20 protein-coding genes and 3 pseudogenes are annotated in these 22090 nt (G+C 46.4%); 6 read left to right on the top strand and 17 right to left on the bottom strand.

Annotation, left to right across the window (positions count from 1 at the left end; all coding sequences use genetic code 11):
• Position 1: 1 nt before the first annotated feature.
• Together M2387_RS03830 and M2387_RS03825 are read left to right on the top strand one after the other, a co-directional pair.
• Positions 2 to 814 (top strand): annotated as a pseudogene (locus M2387_RS03830) (alpha/beta hydrolase); the annotation flags it as partial.
• Positions 815 to 1073: 259 nt separating this feature from the next.
• Positions 1074 to 1754 (top strand): nitroreductase, encoded by a 681-nt coding sequence (locus M2387_RS03825; protein WP_259047293.1) that lies wholly within the window; start codon positions 1074 to 1076, stop codon positions 1752 to 1754.
• A 7-nt stretch (positions 1755 to 1761) separates the two neighbouring features.
• On the opposite strand, the pseudogene M2387_RS03820 reads toward M2387_RS03825, so the two are convergent.
• From M2387_RS03820 to M2387_RS03805, 4 genes and pseudogenes are all read right to left on the bottom strand, one after another.
• Positions 1762 to 2430 (bottom strand): annotated as a pseudogene (locus M2387_RS03820) (MFS transporter); the annotation flags it as partial.
• 383 nt (positions 2431 to 2813) lie between these two features.
• Positions 2814 to 2966 (bottom strand): hypothetical protein, encoded by a 153-nt coding sequence (locus M2387_RS03815; protein WP_409039540.1) that lies wholly within the window; start codon positions 2964 to 2966, stop codon positions 2814 to 2816.
• Between the two features lie 242 nt (positions 2967 to 3208).
• A complete protein-coding gene (locus M2387_RS03810; RefSeq protein ID WP_259047292.1) occupies positions 3209 to 3859 on the bottom strand; it encodes a DUF4431 domain-containing protein in 651 nt (216 codons plus the stop codon).
• A gap of 577 nt (positions 3860 to 4436) precedes the next feature.
• A complete protein-coding gene (locus tag M2387_RS03805; RefSeq protein WP_259047291.1) occupies positions 4437 to 4613 on the bottom strand; it encodes a hypothetical protein in 177 nt (58 codons plus the stop codon).
• A 188-nt stretch (positions 4614 to 4801) separates the two neighbouring features.
• Between M2387_RS03805 and M2387_RS03800 the strand changes: the two genes are divergently transcribed.
• On the top strand, positions 4802 to 4978 hold the full coding sequence (locus M2387_RS03800; RefSeq protein ID WP_259047289.1) for a hypothetical protein: 177 nt from the start codon (positions 4802 to 4804) through the stop codon (positions 4976 to 4978).
• Between the two features lie 55 nt (positions 4979 to 5033).
• Positions 5034 to 5261 (top strand): annotated as a pseudogene (locus M2387_RS03795) (IS3 family transposase); the annotation flags it as partial.
• Between the two features lie 242 nt (positions 5262 to 5503).
• On the opposite strand, the gene M2387_RS03790 reads toward M2387_RS03795, so the two are convergent.
• The 9 genes from M2387_RS03790 to pth form a co-directional block, all read right to left on the bottom strand.
• Positions 5504 to 6481: a coiled-coil domain-containing protein gene (locus M2387_RS03790; protein WP_259047288.1), complete on the bottom strand. Its 978-nt coding sequence runs from the start codon at positions 6479 to 6481 to the stop codon at positions 5504 to 5506.
• 3 nt (positions 6482 to 6484) lie between these two features.
• Complete coding sequence (locus M2387_RS03785) at positions 6485 to 8422, bottom strand: P-loop NTPase family protein (protein ID WP_259047287.1); 1938 nt, start codon at positions 8420 to 8422, stop codon at positions 6485 to 6487.
• Between the two features lies 1 nt (position 8423).
• Positions 8424 to 10628 (bottom strand): hypothetical protein, encoded by a 2205-nt coding sequence (locus M2387_RS03780; RefSeq protein WP_259047285.1) that lies wholly within the window; start codon positions 10626 to 10628, stop codon positions 8424 to 8426.
• Positions 10629 to 11480: 852 nt separating this feature from the next.
• Positions 11481 to 12203 (bottom strand): hypothetical protein, encoded by a 723-nt coding sequence (locus M2387_RS03775; protein WP_259047283.1) that lies wholly within the window; start codon positions 12201 to 12203, stop codon positions 11481 to 11483.
• Positions 12200 to 13273 (bottom strand): inovirus Gp2 family protein, encoded by a 1074-nt coding sequence (locus tag M2387_RS03770; RefSeq protein ID WP_259047281.1) that lies wholly within the window; start codon positions 13271 to 13273, stop codon positions 12200 to 12202. Before M2387_RS03770 ends, M2387_RS03775 begins: the two co-directional genes overlap by 4 nt.
• A gap of 112 nt (positions 13274 to 13385) precedes the next feature.
• Entirely contained in the window at positions 13386 to 13604 is a 219-nt protein-coding gene (locus tag M2387_RS03765; RefSeq protein ID WP_259047279.1) for a helix-turn-helix transcriptional regulator, read from the bottom strand.
• 111 nt (positions 13605 to 13715) lie between these two features.
• A complete protein-coding gene (locus M2387_RS03760; protein WP_259047277.1) occupies positions 13716 to 14537 on the bottom strand; it encodes a hypothetical protein in 822 nt (273 codons plus the stop codon).
• A 499-nt stretch (positions 14538 to 15036) separates the two neighbouring features.
• On the bottom strand, positions 15037 to 16128 hold the full coding sequence (ychF, locus tag M2387_RS03755) for a redox-regulated ATPase YchF (protein ID WP_259047275.1): 1092 nt from the start codon (positions 16126 to 16128) through the stop codon (positions 15037 to 15039).
• Positions 16129 to 16268: 140 nt separating this feature from the next.
• Positions 16269 to 16853, bottom strand: coding sequence for an aminoacyl-tRNA hydrolase (pth, locus tag M2387_RS03750; RefSeq protein WP_259047273.1), 585 nt, complete (start codon positions 16851 to 16853; stop codon positions 16269 to 16271).
• 227 nt (positions 16854 to 17080) lie between these two features.
• Here pth and ychH point away from each other — a divergent pair, with 227 nt between their 5' ends.
• Entirely contained in the window at positions 17081 to 17347 is a 267-nt protein-coding gene (gene ychH / locus M2387_RS03745; RefSeq protein WP_259047271.1) for a stress-induced protein YchH, read from the top strand.
• A gap of 107 nt (positions 17348 to 17454) precedes the next feature.
• On the opposite strand, the gene M2387_RS03740 is transcribed toward ychH, so the two are convergent.
• From M2387_RS03740 to lolB, 4 genes are all read right to left on the bottom strand, one after another.
• The gene (locus tag M2387_RS03740) at positions 17455 to 17907 is read right to left on the bottom strand and encodes an acyltransferase (RefSeq protein ID WP_259047270.1); all 453 of its coding nucleotides are present in this window, start codon (positions 17905 to 17907) and stop codon (positions 17455 to 17457) included.
• 145 nt (positions 17908 to 18052) lie between these two features.
• Positions 18053 to 19000: a ribose-phosphate diphosphokinase gene (gene prs, locus M2387_RS03735; protein WP_259047268.1), complete on the bottom strand. Its 948-nt coding sequence runs from the start codon at positions 18998 to 19000 to the stop codon at positions 18053 to 18055.
• Between the two features lie 125 nt (positions 19001 to 19125).
• Positions 19126 to 19992, bottom strand: coding sequence for a 4-(cytidine 5'-diphospho)-2-C-methyl-D-erythritol kinase (ispE, locus tag M2387_RS03730; RefSeq protein WP_259048277.1), 867 nt, complete (start codon positions 19990 to 19992; stop codon positions 19126 to 19128).
• On the bottom strand, positions 19992 to 20618 hold the full coding sequence (lolB, locus tag M2387_RS03725) for a lipoprotein insertase outer membrane protein LolB (RefSeq protein WP_259047266.1): 627 nt from the start codon (positions 20616 to 20618) through the stop codon (positions 19992 to 19994). The genes ispE and lolB overlap by 1 nt, the downstream gene beginning before the upstream one ends.
• A gap of 202 nt (positions 20619 to 20820) precedes the next feature.
• Here lolB and hemA point away from each other — a divergent pair, with 202 nt between their 5' ends.
• A complete protein-coding gene (gene hemA, locus M2387_RS03720) occupies positions 20821 to 22077 on the top strand; it encodes a glutamyl-tRNA reductase (RefSeq protein ID WP_259047264.1) in 1257 nt (418 codons plus the stop codon).
• The last annotated feature ends 13 nt before the right edge of the window (positions 22078 to 22090 follow it).

The raw sequence follows: 22090 nt of genomic DNA, 5'->3' as shown, positions 1-22090 counted from the left end.
GGTAGTTGCACATCCTAATGGTGGCGTAAAAGAGCAGGTCGCCGGGTTGTATGCCCAGCGTCTCGCCGAGCAGGGCTACATCACTATTACCGCCGACGCGGCTTATCATGGTGCCAGCGGTGGGATGCCTCGCAGCGTGGATAAACCCGCTGATCGCATTGAGGATATCCACTGCATGGCTGACTACATCAGTCAGTCTCCTGGTGTAGATACCGCCCGCCTTGGTCTGCTGGGTATTTGCGGAGGCGGCGGGTATTCAGTTGTTGCGGCTGAAACAGACAAGCGGTTCAAATCGATAGCAACCATCAGCATGTTTAATTCAGGCCTTGTGCGCCGCAACGGTATGCAGGATTCACAGCTGGATACTATCCAGCAGCGTCTTCAGTAGGCTTCTGACGCACGTGCTCAGGAAGCAGCCGGAGGAGAAGTGCTTTACTCCGGCGATGCCAACCTGACTGATGCAAAGATTGCTAAATTACCTTTTGCCTTGTATCGCCAGGACTACGAGTACTAATGGAAAACCCACGCGCACCCGAACTCCAAGTTTAAATACACCACCAGCAGTCTTCTGGATTTGATGAGCTTTGACGTAACGGACCATATCAATCTCATCAATAAACCGCTGCTGATGATTGCCGGTTCAAAAGCGGATACGCTCTATATGACTGAAGATGCGTTCGCGAAGGCCACCGGTACGAAGGACAAAGAACTCTTCCTGATCGATGGCGCTACCCATATCGAGACGTATTGGGTGCCAAAATACGTTGACCAGGCGATGCAAAAGTTAGACGTCTTCTTCAATAAGAATATTTAGTTAGCCTCCGATGACACCCCAGCCGTACAGGCTGGGGTGTGTCCATCAGCTGTAACCACTTTCCGCTTGCGTATTCACGCGATAAACCCAGATTAACGAAGTTGCGGTTAAAGATAATTACGCTGCTTAAATAGACGCTATGAATGGAATTCATAGACCTAATCTGGAACCGGGAATGAAAACGATGAGCCTGATATGACAGGATGGATCGGGAGAGTGTGAATCATTCACTTCAAATTACTTTCAGGCGGAGAAGCAAATGAGTTCGCAAGAGCCAACATTTAGCGAGGTAGTAAAAAATAGGTACTCGGCAAGAGCCTTTCTTCCATCTCCTATCCCCAGCGATATCTTCAAAGACATTTTGCTCGAAGCGCAATGCGCACCATCCAACTGCAATACTCAACCCTGGTCCCTGCATATCGTTGCAGGAGATAAACTTCGTGAATTAAGCCACGCACTGACGGAAGATCTGAGTGCGGGGAACTACAGTCTTGATTTTACGTTTGATAAAGAAGCTTATCCCGAGCTATTCAGGCAACGGGCTTCGGAGCAGGGGCGCTCGTACTATCAGGCACTGGGCGCGGCGCGGGGGGATAACTTAAGTCGCTCAGAAGTGGTCGAGCGTAATGTGAGGTTTTTCGGCGCGCCTCATGTTGCCCTGCTGTTCATTCTTGCTGTAGGGGACAACGTTCGCGTAGCCTCGGACGCCGGTATGTATGTGCAGACATTCCTGCTTTCTCTGGCAGCTCGAGGTTACGCAGGCGTTCCACAGGCAGTGCTGAGTTATTTTGCCCAAACGGTGCGTAGGCTATTGAATATGCCTGAAGGTTTCAGGCTGCTTTACGGTATTTCTTTTGGGATCCCAGATAAAACTCATCCCTCCCTGAGCTACAGGGAAGGGCGGGTATCTCTGGACGAAAGTGTCGTCTGGCATCAATAACGACGTTTTATTTTTTTATCTGAACGGTCAGTGCCATCAGGGCGCTGGCTGCTGTAAACAACGCAATTATCCAGCCCATCGTCCATGGTGTGCCGTCACTGAACAGAGCGAGAAGCAGTGAAGAAATGATTCCGCTGCCGTATTGTAATACCCCCATTAGCGCCGACGCGGAGCCAGTCACATTAGGCACTGCGTCCAGAGCGCATGCCGTGGATGTCGCCGCGATGATACCATTCATAGAGAAGAACATGAACATATCGCCGACAATCACGGTAATTCCACCCACACCCAGGCCGGTGGTGACCGCCAGCACTATTGCGGCAATAGTGGCGATGAATACGGCATTCCTGAGCAACGCTTCCAGTAGATAGCGGTGAACCAGACGTCTGGTGACCATGCTCACCGCCATCAATCCAACAATGTTTACTGCAAACAGCCAACCGTAATGCTGCGGGTCAACACCGAAGTCCGTGATGTACACAAACGGAGAGCCGGTGATAAAGGCGTAGGCTGCAACGTAGTAGAACGTCAGGCATAGCGTAAACAGCATGTATCTGGCGTTGGTGAGTAATGCATAGTAGTAGTGAAAGGCTCTGGTTACGGAGGCTTGCGAGCGTTTTTCAGCAGGTAATGTTTCGGGTAGCCAGAATAAAGACATCAGCATTAATGTTCCGATAAAGAAGCTGAATGTTTACTTTACTCGTACTTTTAGAACCTTGTAAGTAACTGAGCAGCCAATTGTCGGAGGTGTCATGTTTGTAACATTAACGGTGATACTCTGATTCGCAGCATTTAGTGCGGCCATATATTCCACTTGTATGAACGCTGGATTGTTCAGTCATAGCGTTTCGTCTGATTTCTATGATTCTGTAATTATATTGGCGATTAAGTTTGTCATCTTTCTGCCATCTCAAGAGATTCAGAGGATATGGTACGGCGTCGCCGTATTGTAAACAGAGAGAATACTAGGTCGACCAGTACATTGTTTGTGACTAACAGCTATGGGGTACGATATGCTGTCCTTGAGGTTCGTTCTGGTGTCTTGCTCATTGCGATCAGTTAACCTTTATAATAGGGGGTGTTGCTATTACGTAGTTTTATTTCCTGACAGATTTGCGTCAAATCATCCCAACCCGCCTTTTTAACTGCCGGAAGGATAAATTTACTGATAATATCGGTTTCAGTCAGGTGCGTTTTTTTTACACCAGCCATAGCAAAGCATTCCACCATATTGAGTTAATTCTGATTTTACGCAGAATAGTACGTCAGGTAATGTCCTGAAACGATGTTTTAGAAAACGATGAGAAAATTAATATCTATCAGAGTCTGCCATTTTTCGGTATCGCTAACTTATATTTCTTTGCTGGTGTTACCGGTCGTTATCACATCATCATTTCTTTTTATAGAAATCGATATCGGGCGAACGGCATGACTTTCGTAGAAAGTGCGTCCCATTAACTGCCAGCCGCTTTGATTGATTTTACCTCAATCACTAAAGGCGTATGGTGATGTCCAGTTTCTGCATATAAAAGTATACCGCTGACGGTGACTTTTCCTCCGACAAGATGCTGATACTTTTTATAATCATCAGATTTCACCACAAGCTGCATAAGCTTCTTACTGCCGTACTGGGGGGAATCAATCGCACAATCGATAGGTGTGTCAGGTTTTAAGACAAAGTAGGTTTCTGGTTCATCCCCATCTTCAATGCTTTCATAATTAGGTGGCCCGGGGTAGGTCATTCTTATCATTAAACCATTCAACGTTACACTGTCACCAGTATCGATACAGACGTTACTGTTTTCATCTGATAATAACTGCTTATATTTCATGGATGAGTCGGTATACCAATCAGCGAGGCATGTCACGGTTGTGCATTGCTCGCGCTTTTTCCAATTCTGTTTAGTGAGATTTTTAAATTCAGGGCTATTCCCTGTGAGCTGTTTTGCCTTTAGATAATCTTGATATAACCGATCATCGGCTTGCGAGAGTGAGGGAGTGCTGCAAATGAGTTTTTCAGCCTTACTGGATGCTTTTGTGCAATCAAAACTCGCTGCATGGGCAGAAGATACTGCAAGTAACAGAAAGATAAGGTTTTTTTTCATATGAAAATCCTGGTGGCCGCTAATAAGTAACAGGAGGCGTTAAAGGAAATATAATATTGCTATATTGCACGGTCTCTTTATGGATCAAACTATCCGTTTACCATTTTTCCGTACAGCTAACGCTGGTTTATTCAGCCGATATTCACAGTGATGTTGATGTGAGCAACCTTTACCATGATCACTCAGACTATAGTACAAGATTGCAAAAGTGACATTTCTGATACCCATATAACCCATTCTTTCTTACAGCGGAATACTTCTTACCGAGTGATCCGTGATCCCCTCAATGTCACTGTGTTTTTTAGCGGAAGACTTTTGCCATAAAATGAATATTATCAAATTAATTCAATTAATTAAGAGAGTGATCCCCTTTGTAATCAACTGCGTTGTTTACCGCTACTCTACTTTTTAGACTATGGGTTAAAATAAAAAGAGGATCACTTTGATATAAACAAGTATGCATACATCAATTATTCAGTCACTTACATTCATTTTATTAGAGCAAAATTATAAAAAACGCCCACTATTGTGTCGCATTATGTTCTGCACTAGGGGATCACTTCTAAAGGTGAGACGATTATAGATAAGGTTTTAGCAGCATGGGGTTAAAAAGACCGGGTGGGAAGTCAAACAGGTATTGGCGGACGGTAGTTTCTTTCGGTTTGGCAGCACAGGAAAAATCACTGACGGTATAGCCTTTAGGCCACCAGCCATGGTAATAAATATCGAAGCCGCGAGACCAGTATGCGTTCATGTGCTTTCGTGATAATTGGCGAAATGCTGAACGTTGTGATAACTGGTATTTTTCAATATAAGCCTCAACATCGAGCCCGTTTCACACTGTTCCCTTTGTAGCTGGTGGCGATGGTAAACCCAAAATAGTGCTTTTATAGACGCGCCACCAGAGCTGTGAAGTATAGTCCATGCCCGCCTCTGGCAAAGATGATGACATTGAGCATATTCGGCCTGAGTTATGCCGTAGAGAATCGTTTCCCGACGATAGTTCTGTTTATGGTACGGCCAGTCAATCCACCAGGTGCAACGTTTCCGGTTATAGTCCTGTGCTCTTCTGTTGAGCTTAATGGCTGGTTGTTGAAAGTTGGCAAACAGCATTTCTAAAGAGTCGGGCAAGGGTTAGCGGGCGATATTTTAGACCAGTGACGCTTACATACAACAGAGTATGTCACGCAAAGGAAACTGCCTAGATAATGCTGTGATGGAGAATTTCTTCGGCTACCTGAAGACAGAGATGTAGTACCGGAAGCGCTACAGGACGGTGGAGGATCTGGAAAAGGATGTTGAAACGTATATAACGTGCTGGAACACAGGTCGAATAAAATTGGGTCTCGGATGGCTCTGTCAGATGGCTTACCGACTGAGTGTCAGGCTACTTATTAAATAAACCGTCCAGGTTTTGGGGTTCAGTTCATAAAGAGCCAGCTTCCTCTTAATTACTACCGTTTTTCCCTTCCTTGAGCCGCCCAGTTAATATGTGGAACGAAAAAACGGCTTTTGTCTAATTTAACACCAATTAATATTAAACAATTGATTTTCTAACATTAAATAAAGGGCTTGTCTAACCCTATACACAACTAAAAATATAATAGCTCTGTCGCGTTAGACACCATGCATTCTTTCGCCCTGTCAGGGAGCTAAATTCTTCCAGATGTCATAGCCAATATACGCCAGCGTCGAGGTGGTAAATAATGCAAAAATGATGACAACGTAGCGAAATCTGCCCTGACTTGCGGCAATTTGCGCTTCCAGATAGCTCTTTTGCTGACTCACTGCCTCGGTCAACGCCTGCTGGCTGGTTTGCAGAGACTCAATAGCCTGGGTTGGTGGGGTCAAATGCTGCACCAATGCTGCCTGGACGTCGGTGGACAGCGTTTCAAGGCTGCTTAACACTTCCCGCCGATCACTTTCCAGCCGTTCCGCGAGCGTGGCCCGCATAGTTTGTACACCTTGACTCATGCCCTTTAGCTGCTGGTCAAGTTCGCTTATCGACTGCTTTATTTGTTGCTGGGCTAGAATGACACTTTCCAGCCATTCAGCCAACCGCTGGTCACGCTCTCGCGTCGACTGTTGCTCGCTGGCATTCGCGGCGCAGGCCTTCTCTAGGGAGTGGTTAGCAGTCAGCAGTTGCTGCAACAAGACCTCAGTGCTGTCGATACCCGTTTGCTGATACTGCTGTATTGCTACCTGGACACTCTCATTTTGCTGTCCAAGAACATCCGACAGTTTTTCAAAAACCTCACCGGTCGCGGCTTTCAGCTGGCTATCATAGTGCGCCGATTGTTGGCTAAGCACGGCGCTAATATCCTGTTTTTTTTCTTCGACCTGCGTCGAAATAAACTCCCGCAGTTTACTTATCACCCCAGGAATATCGTCATCTTGCAGCTCACGTAACGATCTTTTTAGCGGATTAATGATTTCTTCAGTGTTTGCGCCTATCGTATTAATGGCATCATTGATTTCTTCAACTTTATCTTTGGTATCCAGAACGTCTGTATTGAGTTTTTTTAACGAACTCTCAAGGGGATTGAGCGGCTCCTTAAGTATTTTTACCATTAACTCGGCGAGCGATTTTTCTTTATTTTTTATTTCACTGTTCACGTTCATGTCTTATCCAGAATACTTTTCAGTTAAATTCATTAAATCTTCCCGCTGATTTTTCAACGCTACGCAGGATAAAATTTGTAATAGCGCATCACAGTCGTCACGTTCCTGAAAGGCTGAATCCAGTCGCTCATTTAAGGTGTTGAGATACTCTTCATCAAGAAAGTGTACAAACCTCTTACAGCGAGCAAGATCCTCCTTTGAGTCCGTAGCGATTTTCTTTAAATCATCCTTGTGCGAGGTGAGCTGTTGCTCAAGCGATGTCTTTCGCCGTATGGATTTATCTTTCTCTACCTGCAACATATCGAGAGTCCTCTCTTCCTTGGTGAATTCGCTTTTGCACTCATTCAAGACGTTCTCTGCGGCCGCCATCCATTGTGACGTCCACAACCGAATGACTTCCGCTTTGGCATTATCGGCGGCATGGATGACTCTGTTTTTATCCGATGAATAATTATCCGAACTTAGATAGGCGTCGATCCAATAGTCATTGAGCGTATAGCGAATAGCACTGAACTTTTCATCAAGAATCTCCTGCACCGCCTGCCGCGTAGGTTCAATATTCTTGCGGGTCACTTTTTGCCAGTATATTGACTGACTTGCTACGGCCAACTGGATATTTTTAATTTCACTGCAATAGTCGGCAATCATACGGTGTAGAGTCGTGCATTTTTCGCTTTTGTACTCTGCTGACAATTTAATTACAGCGGCCTTTTCCGCGGTTTTATCGATAAGCCGTCGGCTGATAGATAACGAGTTATCTTTTAATAACCTGCCCGTTTGGTCTATTTTTTCTTGCGACCGGGCCATCGCCTTTTCCCAGGTCGTCAGTGTAGTTTCTGTCTCTTGTTGCTGTTTTTTTAGCCCCAAAAGTTCTCTTTCGATTACCTCTGTTTTTTTCTCCTGAATATATTTAACGCTGAGGTGGGTATCCAGGGTGCTGCGCAGCCGTCCGAGCGGACTGGTCGATGCCGCAATCTGTTCCAGCAGTTCGCTACGCAAGCGGTTAACCATTGGGGCAACCCGGGCATACAGAACGCTATCTTTTTCTGCCATACTCAACCAGCTGCTGCCAAACTCAAGTGGGAAATAGAGGTTCTGGTTTTTCGCTGCATCGCTAAGGCTGTTAAAACGTTCGATCTGTTCGATAAGACGTTGACGTAACTGCGCGATATCGAAAGCTGAATCATTGCGAATCAGAGTCTTCACCGACTGGGCAGAGTAAGAGTAGGTGGTCACAATGCGAAACCGGTGCGGCATCGCTTGCCAATCCTCGATACCCGGCAGGGTGATAACCTCTGGCTGAAGAAAACTCAAATCGTCGCCACGACCAATCAACAGCACCAAATCAGCGAAGGGAAGATAGGTCTTCGCCATTTGATTGACATGCTTTTGCTCTTGTGCATTCGCGGGATTATCGCCAGGCAGATCCAGAATGCGCACGCTGGGCGCCCCCGAAGTTTGTATCCTGAAAAAACGCCCCGGAATATGCACAATACAGGGGGAATTAATAACCAGTTTGCCTTGTTCCATCTGCTTTCTGAGCTGCGCTAAGGCTTCTGTCATATCGCTGTCAGAGACAAACCAGCGTGTTTTAGATTGTATAAACAATCCCCAGCGCTGGTCCGTTGAACGACAATATTCCATGGCGGTGGCGGTGGCCGATTTCCCGGCTTCCCTCCCGCCACGCAGCACGTGCGATAGCGTTACCATCTGCTGCAGATCGATTCCCATCAGATCAAGCAGTAAGGTGGTTTTTCCGACCTGCGTCTTACCGAAGATGACTACATACGGCTTGGCATCGCTTTCCCTTTCCCTGAGCTGTATCCTTTCCTGAACGTCATGACTTAATGTCTTAATCAGCCGATCGTAGGCGCGAAAAGCCCATTCCAACTGTCGTGACTCTAACTGCTGCCAGTAATCGATAGCCTTTCCAGACGTCATCTTACTCACCATGACTGGTGATTAACACTTGCAGACCCGAAGCCGATGATCCTAGTTCAGTACGTAGGTCGTCGGCAAGTGCATTGACGTCGGCAATAGCTTTCGCGAGCCGATCTTTGCGCATCAGCATTTCATCCATATGATAACGCGCACGTAACGTTTCGCTAATCCGCTTACGCGCTGCTTTCATCGTATCATCGAACTGATTGCGTAAATGCTCAATATGGTGGTCATGAACGCTGGCAAGCATGACGTGTGCTTGGGTGCTCGCTTTTTTTTCGAAGGTGCGCATTCGCGTTACCGCAGCCACAGTCACATAGGCTGCCGCCACAACAGCGGTTACCGCAATGGCAACAGGATGCATTATCACCGGTGCTGGGGGAATAGATGAATCCGTCGGGTCAATGGAAGGCTGATCCTCTCCAAATAACGCGCCGAGTATATCGGAATTGCCGTCGCTGACAACGTCAATCACCAGCACCGCCGCCAGTGATTTTATTGCGGTCTTGCCAAGATCAACCCCTGCATTGAGGGTTTGAATCCCTTCTGCTGCGACGTTACCTGCGTATGTCTCGCCATCGTCCTGCTCAAACGTGACGTAGGGCCGCAACTCTTTGCAAATCTCAGGCATGGCGTACACAAGGCGGGTGTACTCCAGTGAGAGCACCGGGATCAATTCCACGCTTTTCCTGAACTGTTTATTCATCACCGTGGTGTTTTGCGTATTCGACGTAGCGCCATGATTTAGCAACATTTTGATATTAATTATTTTTTCCGCATCCAGCTGTTCGTGCTGCACTGGCTGTCCGGCGCTATTCATATAGCCAAGTGCTACCAGCTTCTCCAGCTTCGGTGATGCAGGCAAGTTTTGGCGATCGTTGCCGTTTGGTATGGGCTTGAGTTTTGCCGCTGTCAATTGTTGCAGACTGTTCACATAGTCGTCGAAGAAATCAGTTGATGCGTCCTGCCATGAATTCTGAACCAGTTTCTGCAATTTACCTTTCGTCTCACTGGTGGTATCAAATGCATTCGATAGCCAGTTTGCAAATCCCTCATGATCCTTGACTAGCCTGCGGTCCATATTCTCCTTCGCTGCTTCAAAGGTTTTAGCGATGCACGTTTTCACCTTTTCGGTGTGCTCTTCCCGCAGTTCCTGCACGGCGCTGTCAAACACTTCCAGAGCCTCGGCCAGCACCTGACTGCCATCGTCTTGGCCACCTTTATCACTGTGATAATACAGACGTGACTGGGTGCGGATCATATTCATAACGCGCGGCAGATCCTTACTGACAATCCCAGTAAGGTGGGTTAACTGGAGAGAGCGGTTGGTTTGTCCGGAAAAGTTAAGGTCGTCAATGGCCCGGCGTAGGTGCGGCATCCATTCTGTTATGTATTCCGGATCATCGGTGCCGGTTAAAATAATGTTGTTATCCATATATTCGGCAGAGACATTGAAGGTTTCAGCCGCGCTTTTTCTTAATTCAGCTTGCCGTTGCGGATTATGGCGATACGCTTCTGTCTTGGAGATGACAATATAAGGTTTACAATTCTTAAGCTCTTTTTCCAGCATATCTTTGACGATTTCTAGCTGCTGCTGGTTTGCTAATCGAGTCTCGTCGGTCACGATGATACAACCGCCTGCCGCGATCATCGCCTGACGCATCAGTTCCTGCCATTCACGATTCTCACGTTCTTGTTTTTCATAGCCAGGCAGCAGTAACCAGGCCTGGTTATTGCGGATAAAATAACGCTGAGGTACTTTCAATATCGGTAGTAAATCCCCGGCATCAGGATCGCAGACCGCGCGCTGAAACTCGTTGACGTCGACGCTGACATCCTCCAGCATCAAATCATTTCCAGTTTCGATCAGGCGGCGAACATAACCCTGCGCCACTTTAGTCTCACGACTCTCGAGGATCAGTACCGGCATTTTCTCGCCGCGACCTTCATTGCTGCGTAACCAGCCGCTACTGTCATGATTCAGGTCATACAGGCTCGCCATCAGCGTCGTTTTACCCGCCCCTTGCGAGCCGCCTATCGCCACAATCCAGGTATCTGCGAGTACCTCTGCAAGCAGCAGTCGTCGCATGACCTCAAGTAATTTTTCATCAAGCTCCTCGCCATCAAGTGCGGAACAGGCCCCACGTAAACGACGTAAAGCATTATTCAGCGCTTTGAGCTGGATTTCAGGTGATTCCATTGTCATTTGTTATCCTTGACAGATCTTAAATTTCCATCCTTATCGGTTGGCCCGGAGCCTGCAGCGATAAGGACTACGACGGTTGGTTTTGAACTTTGAGTGAGTAACGTCCCTTTCAAAGGTCCTTCGGGCCCTGTGACATCGAGGACAGTTTCGGAAAAGGTCACCGGCACTGCCGCCAGCCGTACAAATGGACATGCGCTCAAAAGATCAATGGAGGTAGTAATGATTATCGGAAATGTTCCTGTAAAATTTAGCGTACGAGTCAATTTATAAATATGACCTGTTCTCCATTGCTTAATACATCAGCGACGTTAGAAAAATTCGCTACTGGCACACAACAGACGTTCACGCCTGTAAATGTGTACGTTCAGATTTTGCAAGCGATCGCCAAGTAAAATGCAAATGGGTAGTCAAGTCAGATCCAATTACGCAATTATCATGAAATGAATCCTGCAACCTTTCCCGTAATGACTCAAACTATAGTACAAGATTGCATCCATGATATTGAGATTGGTCATCGTCATTGGTTGTTAGGACTCCCTCAGTAAAATGATCCCTCCTTCCGCTAATCATGGTCCATTTTTTAGGGGACCACTTTGGTTTAGAAAGTAAAAATAATGAATAAAATTTAATGCATTAACAAAATAATCCTCTATCCGGATATACGATGTTTACCGTTTTGTCTATTTTTCGGGGGATAGAGTAAAAAAAGAGGGGGACCATCTTTAGCGCAATAAACAGATTTATCCCTGTTATTCTGTCGTTTATATTCACTTTTTGCGTAATATCGTAAAAAAGAGACCTTCATTTTGTTGTATCACGTTCTTCTCAAAGGGAGCATTTCTTAGTCGGGGGCTACAGATAGGGTTTAACCAACATGGGATCAAAAAGCCCCGGTGGGAAATCAAATAAATATTGTCTCACTGTTGTTTGTTTCAATTTGGCAGCACAGGCAAAATCACTGACGGTATAGCCTTTAGGCCACCAGCCTTGGTAATAAATATCGAAGCAACGTGACCAGTATTCGCCCATTGGCTTACGCAATAATTGGCGAGCAGCTGAACGTTGTGACAACTGATATTTTTCAATATAGGTTTCCACATCCATACCATTTTCATGCTGTTCGAGTTGTAGCTGGTGGCGGTGATAGACCCAGAATAATGCTTTTATTGATGCGCCACCTGACGCGTGGAGCATAGCCCAGGCCCGTCTTTGGCAAAGATGGTGGCATTCAGCATATTCAGTTTGGGTTGTGCCATAGAGAATCGCTTCCCGACGATAGTTCTGTTTATGATACGGCCAGTCAATCCGCCAGGTGCCACGTTTTCGATCATAGTCTTGTGCTCTTCTGTCGCGCTTTATGGCTGGTTTTAGAAAGCTGGCAAAAAGCATTTCTAAAGAGTCGGGCAGGGGATGAATATGCTGATGTTTGAGTTTTTGTTCAGTAGGAGTTAACGGGCGATATTCCAAACCGGTGATTTCATCGACCCGGTACTCGCTAGGCCATTTTTTCGGCCTCCAGTATTTGGGCATTTTTGCCAGGCGCAGGCTGTTGACGAGGTGCAAATAATTCATCATGAGACCCTCTGTAGAAAGTGTCTTAATACAGCAGGAGAGACTAGGGCTGCCGGATAATTACAAAGATAGCGTCTTGCTGTAGCAGGGTTGAGATAATGCCAGTGGGCATATTGTGCAACGCTGATACCACAGGGCCAATATTTACTGTAGTAGCTGTCAAAATGTCTTAGCCAATGAGCAGAGAGAGCGGGCTTTCGAGGTAATTCTTTAAACTTGTAAAGAGCAAGCAGACGGCGGATATACGATATTTTGTTTTGACTGCCCACAACCATTTGCATTTTATCTTGTGATATCACAGGGCTTTTAGATTCATCTTCAAATAAAACATCTAGTGCTCCCGGCAAAGGCGAGTGAATTCCTGCCGGAGGCTGGCATTTTTTTAAGCGCTGGCTCTTTGAGTGCCGTTTTTTTAAACAGCGATAATACTTCTGCCCAAATAATGGGATATAACTTTTTATCTGAGTTTTACTTTTTCGTTTGGCAAAATAGCTGAGTCTCAGTAATAACCTACTCAGTGTATTCATCTTTTTTCTATCAACCAGATAGTATGAGTCAGCAGGAAACCAAACTTTACCTTGACTGACAACTTGCCAAGCTTCTGACACCAACTGGCTTAGATAGTATGGGGTTCTAATATGGTTTCCATCCATTATAACAACACAGTGGTAATGTTGTGATGCTGATTTGTCTTGTTCCCGAACCCAGAATATGCTGAAAAAGGATTTAGGGTAATGGGATCTGACAAGTTTTCTGAGCTGCTTACAAAAATCCGATATAACCTGATTATCATCAGAATATTTGTGGAGGTGTAAATCATAGCGTATGGCAAGTATTCTGGAACTGAGCTGGTAAGCCTGATTTACACAGTCAAAAATGGCTTTCATGATATTCGGAAGGTATTCACTCTCAGGATGAAGCACATTCCAGAGAACACCGTTGTAAGGGTATTTCCCTCTGGCCTTGATATACCCCTCAGAACAGCGAAAAGGGTATATATTATTAATTACCGATGCGTCTGACGGCTGATGTATGTTTAATTTTTCAGGATTATTCACGGTGTTAGCTGTCATTTTTCTTCGTCTCAGTACCGTTTGATTGAAGTACTCTTGTTTAAACTTGTTGCATTCTTTTTTATCAATAAAAAAGCCGGTTAAAAACCGGCTGTAATGAAAGCGATAAACCTCATAGCTGCTTGCTCAGCCAGTCATGGTACTGCTTGACGGTCCAGCCTAGTGTTTTTCCTTGCATTTTGTGAGGTTCGGGAAAATAACCTTGTTTAACCCATCGCCAAAGAGTTGTCCGACTCACAGCCAGTAGTATGAGCATGGCATTAATACGAATAATACGTTGTGGTTCATGGAAAAAGGGCACGTTGTCGGAAAAGCTACTTTTATACTCCATAAAGGCTCCTGAAATCAGAGGTAACAAGGTGGAGAAAGAGTAATCAAGGAGGACTCAGATGTCGTGTGTACCTTCAGAAGGTCACTAGTGACCTTCTTTATTGTTATGAAATTAAAGTGTTTTTTTTCTTGTTTTTCTTTTGTTTCTCGGGGTTGTCCGTTTTATCTCGAGATTTACAGGTTTTTTAAGATCCCCAATGCTGAATACATCTCTTATTATGTTTAGTGCAGTGTCGTACTCTCTAGGGACGCCATTCACGGGCCAGTAAGAATTAGCGTTCTCGAAGATTGCATTTGTTATATCTGGAGCAGTTAATTTACTGATATCAGAGTGCTTTATTTTAATGCGCTGATTAAGTAATAAAGTGAATCCAACGGAGATTATTTCTTCTCTGATTTTTGTATAATTAGCTGAACTTTCAGGTAGTGTTTTGGTTTGCAACATTAATTTTTCATTCTGAACTTCAAGTTCAGCAATTCTTTTATCTTTTATGATCAACTCCTGACTTCCAGATACCGGCGATTCAGAGGTCAGTTCAAATCCTACTGTTTTCTCTGCCTCAGCAAGATTAAACGCGATATTGCAGAAATAATCAGGTTCGGTTAGCCGATCCGCTGCCTCAGTAAAGATTTCTTCAAAGTACTGTTTGTCTATGAGTAATAGCCCCGGTACGAATTCTTTAGCACCTAACTCTAAACAAGTTAAGTGAGAGAGATGTGTCCAATCGCCATTTAAGGAGTGTCTTTTGTAAATTTTCACATTACTCTCAAAAAACAAATTAACGATAATTTTTTTGATAGTAGCTGAATCGAGCTCAGGATATCTTTGAATCAGTACGATTAATAATTTTACAGCAGTAATATAGTGTGCATTCTTTTTAGCCTGAAGTGCTTGATGATGTTTGGCGATCTCAATTTTTTTATCAAAATTCATTTCATTACCCTCTTTAAGGTTCGATGAGTATTCATCGCGTTAATCATCGGCAGTTTGTGATTTGCGAACCAAGCGATATGAAATTATTTATGCTGTTTCACTGAAATACAGTTGATGGCGTTTTGTATCGAGTTCAGGTGCTGGGCAATGAGTTTTCCCTTGGCATCAGGAATAGATACCTATTTCAGTCTGAAGCTATTTAATGGGGGAGTGGACAGGAGATAGAGTGTGGCAGCGGGTAAAAGGGCAGGGCTTGTAGTGGGGTAAATCTTGGTTTTTGTTGAAGTGCAGAGTAAGACGCACTGATGAGGTTTACACACAAAAATTGAGACAGAAAGGCCAATAAAAAAGCCGACCCCATAACAGAGCCAGCTTTCTCTTAATCGCTACCGTTTTCCCTTTCTAGCGCCGCCCAGTTTGTACGCGGGTTTGTACGCGGAAATAAAAAAACGGCATTCTTTCTAAATTAACGCACTGATTATTATCAAATTATTGATTTTTAGACGTTAAACAAGAAGTTCATCACATCGCCATCTTTAACGATGTACTCTTTGCCTTCTGCACGCATTTTACCGGCTTCTTTAGCACCTTGTTCGCCTTTGTAGGTGATAAAGTCTTCATAGGCGATGGTCTGGGCGCGGATAAAGCCTTTTTCAAAGTCGGTATGAATTTTACCTGCGGCTTGTGGTGCGGTAGCGCCGACAGGGATGGTCCAGGCGCGGACTTCTTTAACGCCAGCAGTGAAGTAAGTTTGCAGATTGAGCAGGGCGTAACCGGCACGGATCACACGGTTCAGGCCAGGTTCTTCGATACCCATTTCAGCCATGAACTCTGCGCGATCGGCATCGTCGAGTTCGGCAATATCAGACTCAACAGCCGCGCATACAGCAACCACTACAGACCCTTCAGCGGCGGCAATTTCACGCACTTTATCGAGGAATGGATTGTTCTCATAGCCATCTTCGTTGACGTTGGCGATGTACATCGTTGGTTTCAGAGTCAGGAAACTCAGATAGCGAATGGCGGCTTTATCTTCTTCAGTCAAATTCAGGGATCGCAGCATACCGGCATTGCTCAGATGTGGCAGACATTTTTCCAGCGCAGCTTGCTCGGCTTTTGCGTCCTTATCGCCACCTTTGGCTTTTTTCTGAACCCGGTGCAGGGCGCGTTCGCAGGTATCGAGATCGGCCAGTGCCAGTTCGGTATTAATGATGTCGATATCTTCAGCTGGGTCAACTTTACCGGCAACGTGAATGACATTGTCATCTTCAAAGCAGCGAACCACATGGCCGATAGCTTCAGTTTCACGGATATTGGTCAGGAACTGGTTACCCAGGCCTTCACCTTTAGAAGCACCTTTTACCAGACCGGCGATATCGACGAATTCCATGGTGGTTGGCAGAATACGCTGTGGTTTCACGATTTCAGCCAGTTTGTCCAGACGCGGGTCCGGCATAGGTACTACACCGGTGTTCGGCTCAATAGTACAGAAAGGGAAGTTGGCTGCTTCGATGCCAGCTTGAGTGAGCGCGTTGAACAGGGTGGATTTACCGACGTTTGGTAAACCAACAATACCGCATTTGAATCCCATGGTTTAAATCACCTTTATATATTTATAATCAATGAATTAGTTTGTTTTCATTGAAGAAATGTAGTCAACTTTATCTATTATACACTTAAAGCCGGATAATCGGGCGCAGAAATGCTTTTCTCTGTCACTAAACAGCGCATTTACTGGGCTTTAAAGGTGTGTAAACGGTTAGTAGCTTTGATTAAGCCTTCTTTTAGCCAGACATCGGTACAGCGCGTTGCTTCATCAATCGCATCATCAATCAGCTTTTGCTCACTGAGTGGCGGTTTGCCGAGCACAAAGCCGACGACTTTGTTTTTATCACCCGGATGGCCAATACCGATGCGTAAGCGGTGAAAGCCGGGGTTATTACCCAGTTTGCTGATGATATCTTTCAACCCGTTGTGACCGCCGTGTCCGCCACCCAGTTTAAATTTTGCCACACCCGGGGGTAAATCCAGCTCATCGTGGGCAACGAGGATCTCTTCTGGCTGAATACGATAAAAATTCGCCATGGCACTGACGGCTTTACCGCTCAGATTCATAAAGGTGGTAGGGACTAACAGGCGGACATCTTCACCATCAATATTAAGGCGCGCCGTGTAACCATAAAATTTAGCTTCTTCTTTTAACGGCTGGTTATGTCTGTCTGCCAGTAAATCGACATACCATGCCCCAGCATTATGCCGGGTGGCCGCATATTCCGCGCCCGGGTTAGCCAGACCAACAATTAATTTAATGCTCACATTAACTTCCTGACAAAACGGTTCAGAGCCGGATAGTTTACTGTGCTGGCGTCCGGTTGACAAAGTGCAATAATGGTTCTCTTAGAGCACAGAAAGATAAATTTAGTTTAGCCCGTAACTGTGATCTGTCCCGCAAGCCTGAGGTCTGACCTCGGCTATACTACTGTAAAGATTATTAAAGACATTATTGTTTAGTCCGTCAGCCCGGTATTTAACGGAGGTGGGTTATGAAACGTCAAAGTGCATCAATGTGTGGCAATATCTTTATGGGATTGGGCCTGGTGGTAATGGTTCTTGGGTTTGTCGGAGCCGTTATGAACCATGTACCGCAGTTTAGTTTACCCCCAGAGGTGGCTTCTGGTGCAGTATTAGCCATCTTTGTTGGCGCAGTTGTGTGGCTCGCAGGGGCACGTATTGGTGGTCGTGAACAAATCAACGATCGCTATTTCTGGGTTCGTCACTTCGATAAACGCTGTCGTCGAAACGGTCACTGATTGAGCTTCCCGTCAGTAGCAATACTGAGCGCATTGATCAGCAAAACACGTGGCTGTTACAAAAATCCGTAATCTCGCTGGTCGGGGCTACGGATTTTTACGTTTTTTCATAATGTACGGATGAGTTTTGCCGGGTTACCTGCATAAATACCCTTTATCTTAATGGGTTTTACCACCACAGATCCTGCACCTATTACCGTTCCACTGCATATAAAGGGTGTCAGAATCGTTGCACCGCTTCCGACTGTCACAGAATCCCCAAGAGAAATAGCCAGCCAGTTCTGGGGGGAAGGGTCCGGTGCGCCTGAATGAAACAGATCGTTTGCGAAAGTTACGTTATGGCCAATAAAACAATTCTGGCCGAGAGTGACATTTTCGCAGATAAAGGTGTGTGACTGGATCCGGCTGCCGCTGCCTATCACGCATCCTTTCTGAATCTCAACGAAAGGGCCGATAAAAACGTTATCACCGAGTTCGCATTCATAAATATTGGCAGGTCTGACGATGCTGACATTCTCGCCATAGATTACGTCCCGGATACTAGACTCGATAAATTTCACGCAGGCTCACTCTTATTCTGAAAACGAATATGATGACCCAGACGATAAGTTCAGATTGGAAGAAATACAACAGCAAGGGATTTTATTTGCAGGCAGGCGGAAATAAAAAACCCGCTACAAAGTAGCGGGCTTAAACACCGTTTGATTAATGCTCAAACATCGCAGAGATAGACTCTTCGTTGCTGATACGGCGAATAGCTTCGGCCAGCATACCTGACAGGGTCAGAGTACGAACATTAGGCAGAGCTTTAATTTCTGCTGACAACGGAATAGTGTCACAGACAATAACTTCGTCAATCACTGAATTGCGCAGATTGTGCACTGCATTGCCAGAGAAGATAGGGTGTGTGGCGTAAGCAAATACGCGTTTTGCACCACGTTCTTTCAGGGCTTCAGCGGCTTTACACAGTGTTCCACCGGTATCAATCATATCATCAACCAGTACGCAGTCACGGCCAGAAACGTCACCAATGATATGCATCACCTGGGAGACGTTGGCGCGCGGGCGGCGTTTATCGATGATAGCCATATCAGTATCATTGAGCAGCTTCGCAATAGCACGAGCACGCACAACGCCACCGATATCCGGGGAAACAACGATTGGGTTCTCAAGACCGATTTGTAGCATATCTTCCAGCAGAATAGGGCTGCCGAAGACGTTATCAACCGGGACATCAAAGAAACCCTGGATTTGCTCTGCGTGCAAATCCACTGTCAGTACGCGGTCAACGCCGACGTTTGACAGGAAGTCAGCCACAACTTTCGCGGTGATGGGAACGCGAGCAGAGCGCACACGGCGGTCTTGACGGGCATAACCAAAATACGGAATAACGGCGGTGATGCGGCCGGCCGAAGCGCGACGCAGAGCATCGACCATGACAACTAATTCCATCAGGTTGTCGTTTGTGGGAGCACAAGTGGACTGGATGATGAATATATCACCTCCGCGTACATTTTCATTGATTTGTACGCTTACCTCACCGTCGCTAAAGCGACTGACGGCGGCGTCACCAAGAGAGGTGTACAGGCGGTTGGCAATACGTTGTGCTAGTTCCGGGATAGCGTTACCAGCAAAAAGCTTCATATCAGGCACGAGAAGAACCTCAGATGCGTCCAGTGGTGGATGGTGACTACCGCAAAATGTGCGGGAAGGGTAGCACCCATCCATGCGATGTATTTAAAAAAGCACGATGCAACGTCTGAAACAAGGTGACGTTGTCACCAATGCTTAGCCTGCCCGGATAAAGCCTGGTGCAGTGGCGAAAGGTTAACACCTCGCGCAACAAACCCATGTAGCCAAGCCGGGGCCTGCTTAAGCACCTGTCTTGCAGCGTGCTCGGTGTCAAATTCTGAAAACACACAAGCGCCGGTACCAGTCAGGCGTGACGGAGCGTATTCTAACAGCCAGGAAAGCAGTGCATCAACCTCGCAAAACCGATTTCTTACGATAACCTCACAATCGTTGCTAAATTCACAATTTAGTAAGGTATCGATTGACCTGGCGGGCGTTTTGCGCGGTAAGTCAGGATCGGCGAAAATTGCCGGGGTAGAAACACTGACATTAGGGTGGGCAACCAGATACCATTTCTCTTCCGGGTTCACGGGTGTCAGCTCTTCACCGACACCTTCGGCAAAGGCTGCATGACCCCGTACAAATACCGGAACATCTGCGCCTAGCTGACGGCCTAATTCAGCCAGCTCATCTTCGCTACATTCCGTATTCCAGAGTCTGTTCAATACCACCAGGGTGGTGGCCGCGTTGGATGAACCGCCGCCCAGCCCGCCGCCCATCGGCAGCCGTTTTTCAACCCCAAGGCTTGCGCCCGCCCCCTTGGGAAGCGTTCCTTTTGCCTTGGTAAAAGCCATCAGCAGCTGCGCTGCGCGGATAATCAGGTTATCAGCATCATCCACGCCGGGTAATGGCGAGGTCAGGCAAATTTTACCATCCTGACGAAGTTCTACAGTCAGGGTGTCACCGTAGTCCAGAAACTGAAACAAGGTCTGCAAATTATGGTAACCATCCTCACGCCGCCCGGTGATATAAAGAAACAGATTTATTTTGGCCGGTGATGGCCAGCGCGTTATCATGGGGCAACCGTCCAGTTATCCATTTTTAATTTAATACGCACTGTACCGGTGCTGAGTTCCATATTTGAGGGTAGGGCGGGTGATATTTTGCTGTCGTAGCCGCTATAAACCACCTTCCAGTTTTTTCCTTCTTGTTTATAGCTAAGCTCTTTTAAACGATATTGGTCATCGAGACGATAATCTGTTGCTTCGCCGGGCAGGCCGAGTATCCACTGGCGTAAGCTGTTCAATGGAATCGGCATCCCGGTCAGTTGTGCCAGAGTGCGTTCGGCATCCTCAGTAGTGTGGCGTTTACCATCACTTGTAGTGAGCTGCACCAGGTCTGGCTGAACATTCAGTTCAAGCTCGGTGCTGCCTAATGGGTTGGTCAGCAGTAAGCGGTAGCGTTCCGGGCCGGTTTGCTGCCAGTTAAAGCGGGCATAGATTTTTTGGTCATCAGTCAGATAAGCAAAAGCACCCCGCGTTTGATATTGCGTAATTTTCTGTACTTCTTGCTGATGTTGTCGCCATTCGGGTGAATCAGGGCTCTTGCCGGGGCCAGTCGGTGAATTAATTGTACAAGCCGTCAGTATTAAACTGGCGAGGGGCAGAAGGTGTTTCAGACGAAGTTCTGTAATTAACATATTGTCAGCTCATCCATTAATACATTTGGGCGAATATCATTTATGCTAACGACAGTAATAGGGTGCGTCTACCATCATATTGTCTTAAATCATAAATAAGCGGAGAGTGCTGCTATGTGCTGTTCTCTTTTATTGGTCGCGCGCATCCTGTATGATGCGTTCAGAAATCCTTATCAACATTAAGTCTTACTCAGATTGCGATATGAGCCTGTTAGCACTAGGAATTAACCACAAGACAGCACCAGTATCGCTGCGAGAGCGTGTCACGTTTTCGCCGGATACGCTCGACCAGGCGCTGGGAAGTCTGCTTGCCCAGCCTTTGGTGCAGGGTGGGGTAGTGCTGTCTACGTGTAACCGAACAGAGCTTTATCTGAGCGTTGAACAGCAAGAAAACCTTCATGAACAACTGGTTAAATGGCTATGTAATTACCATAACCTCAATGAAGATGAAGTACGTAAAAGCCTGTACTGGTATAAAGGCAATGATGCCGTCAGCCACTTAATGCGTGTTGCCAGTGGGCTGGACTCACTGGTTCTCGGTGAGCCGCAGATCCTCGGGCAGGTAAAAAAAGCCTTCGCTGACTCGCAGAAAGGACAAGCCCTTTCAGGTGAACTCGAACGCATGTTCCAGAAGTCGTTCTCGGTGGCCAAACGCGTCAGAACCGAGACCGATATTGGTGCTAGTGCGGTATCCGTTGCTTTTGCTGCCTGTACTCTGGCCCGACAAATTTTTGAGTCACTCTCAGAGGTTACTGTCATGCTGGTCGGCGCAGGGGAAACCATTGAACTGGTTGCTCGTCACCTGCGTGAGCATGATGTCAAAAAAATGATTATTGCTAACCGTACACGCGATCGTGCACAGTTTTTAGCAAACGAAGTCGGGGCTGAGGTTATTAGCTTGAGTGAAATAGATGTGCGTTTAGCTGATGCAGATATCGTAATTAGCTCAACAGCCAGTCCGTTACCTATTATGGGTAAAGGCATGGTTGAACGTGCATTAAAAACGCGTCGCAATCAGCCAATGCTCCTCGTGGATATTGCCGTACCTCGGGACGTAGAGCCTGAAGTGGGTAAACTTCCTAACGTCTACCTTTATAGCGTGGACGATCTGCAGGCTATTATTCAGACTAACCTCGCCCAGCGCCAGGCTGCCGCCGTGCAAGCTGAAACGATTGTGGCGCAGGAATCCGGTGAGTTTATGGCATGGTTACGGGCGCAGAATGCGTCTGAGACCATCCGTGAATATCGTCAGCAGGCTGAAGAGATTCGCGACGATCTCACTGCCAGGGCTCTTGCCTCCTTACAGCAAGGCGGCGATGCTGAAGCTGTGCTTCAGGAACTGGCATGGAAACTGACCAATCGTTTGATTCATACCCCAACAAAATCCCTGACGCAGGCCGCCCGTGACGGTGACCATGAGCGTCTGCAAATCCTGCGTAACAGCCTCGGGCTGGATTAATCCAATAACTCTT

The sequence above is a fragment of the Klebsiella sp. BIGb0407 genome, assembly GCF_024807845.1.
GTDB lineage: Bacteria > Pseudomonadota > Gammaproteobacteria > Enterobacterales > Enterobacteriaceae > JGM124.
This window is presented reverse-complemented; position numbering and strand designations above follow the sequence as displayed.

What these genes read in the sequence shown, in the direction of transcription:
- M2387_RS03760 (WP_259047277.1), bottom strand. Translation starts at nt 14,537, where the DNA reads ATGAATTTTGATAAAAAAATTGAGATCGCCAAACATCATCAAGCACTT.
- M2387_RS03780 (WP_259047285.1), bottom strand. Translation starts at nt 10,628, where the DNA reads ATGACAATGGAATCACCTGAAATCCAGCTCAAAGCGCTGAATAATGCT.
- hemA (WP_259047264.1), top strand. Translation starts at nt 20,821, where the DNA reads ATGAGCCTGTTAGCACTAGGAATTAACCACAAGACAGCACCAGTATCG.
- ychF (WP_259047275.1), bottom strand. Translation starts at nt 16,128, where the DNA reads ATGGGATTCAAATGCGGTATTGTTGGTTTACCAAACGTCGGTAAATCC.
- M2387_RS03775 (WP_259047283.1), bottom strand. Translation starts at nt 12,203, where the DNA reads ATGATGAATTATTTGCACCTCGTCAACAGCCTGCGCCTGGCAAAAATG.
- M2387_RS03810 (WP_259047292.1), bottom strand. Translation starts at nt 3,859, where the DNA reads ATGAAAAAAAACCTTATCTTTCTGTTACTTGCAGTATCTTCTGCCCAT.
- M2387_RS03815 (WP_409039540.1), bottom strand. Translation starts at nt 2,966, where the DNA reads ATGGCTGGTGTAAAAAAAACGCACCTGACTGAAACCGATATTATCAGT.
- M2387_RS03800 (WP_259047289.1), top strand. Translation starts at nt 4,802, where the DNA reads ATGATGACATTGAGCATATTCGGCCTGAGTTATGCCGTAGAGAATCGT.
- lolB (WP_259047266.1), bottom strand. Translation starts at nt 20,618, where the DNA reads ATGTTAATTACAGAACTTCGTCTGAAACACCTTCTGCCCCTCGCCAGT.
- M2387_RS03805 (WP_259047291.1), bottom strand. Translation starts at nt 4,613, where the DNA reads ATGAACGCATACTGGTCTCGCGGCTTCGATATTTATTACCATGGCTGG.
- M2387_RS03765 (WP_259047279.1), bottom strand. Translation starts at nt 13,604, where the DNA reads ATGGAGTATAAAAGTAGCTTTTCCGACAACGTGCCCTTTTTCCATGAA.
- M2387_RS03770 (WP_259047281.1), bottom strand. Translation starts at nt 13,273, where the DNA reads ATGACAGCTAACACCGTGAATAATCCTGAAAAATTAAACATACATCAG.
- M2387_RS03790 (WP_259047288.1), bottom strand. Translation starts at nt 6,481, where the DNA reads ATGAACGTGAACAGTGAAATAAAAAATAAAGAAAAATCGCTCGCCGAG.
- M2387_RS03785 (WP_259047287.1), bottom strand. Translation starts at nt 8,422, where the DNA reads ATGACGTCTGGAAAGGCTATCGATTACTGGCAGCAGTTAGAGTCACGA.
- ychH (WP_259047271.1), top strand. Translation starts at nt 17,081, where the DNA reads ATGAAACGTCAAAGTGCATCAATGTGTGGCAATATCTTTATGGGATTG.
- M2387_RS03825 (WP_259047293.1), top strand. Translation starts at nt 1,074, where the DNA reads ATGAGTTCGCAAGAGCCAACATTTAGCGAGGTAGTAAAAAATAGGTAC.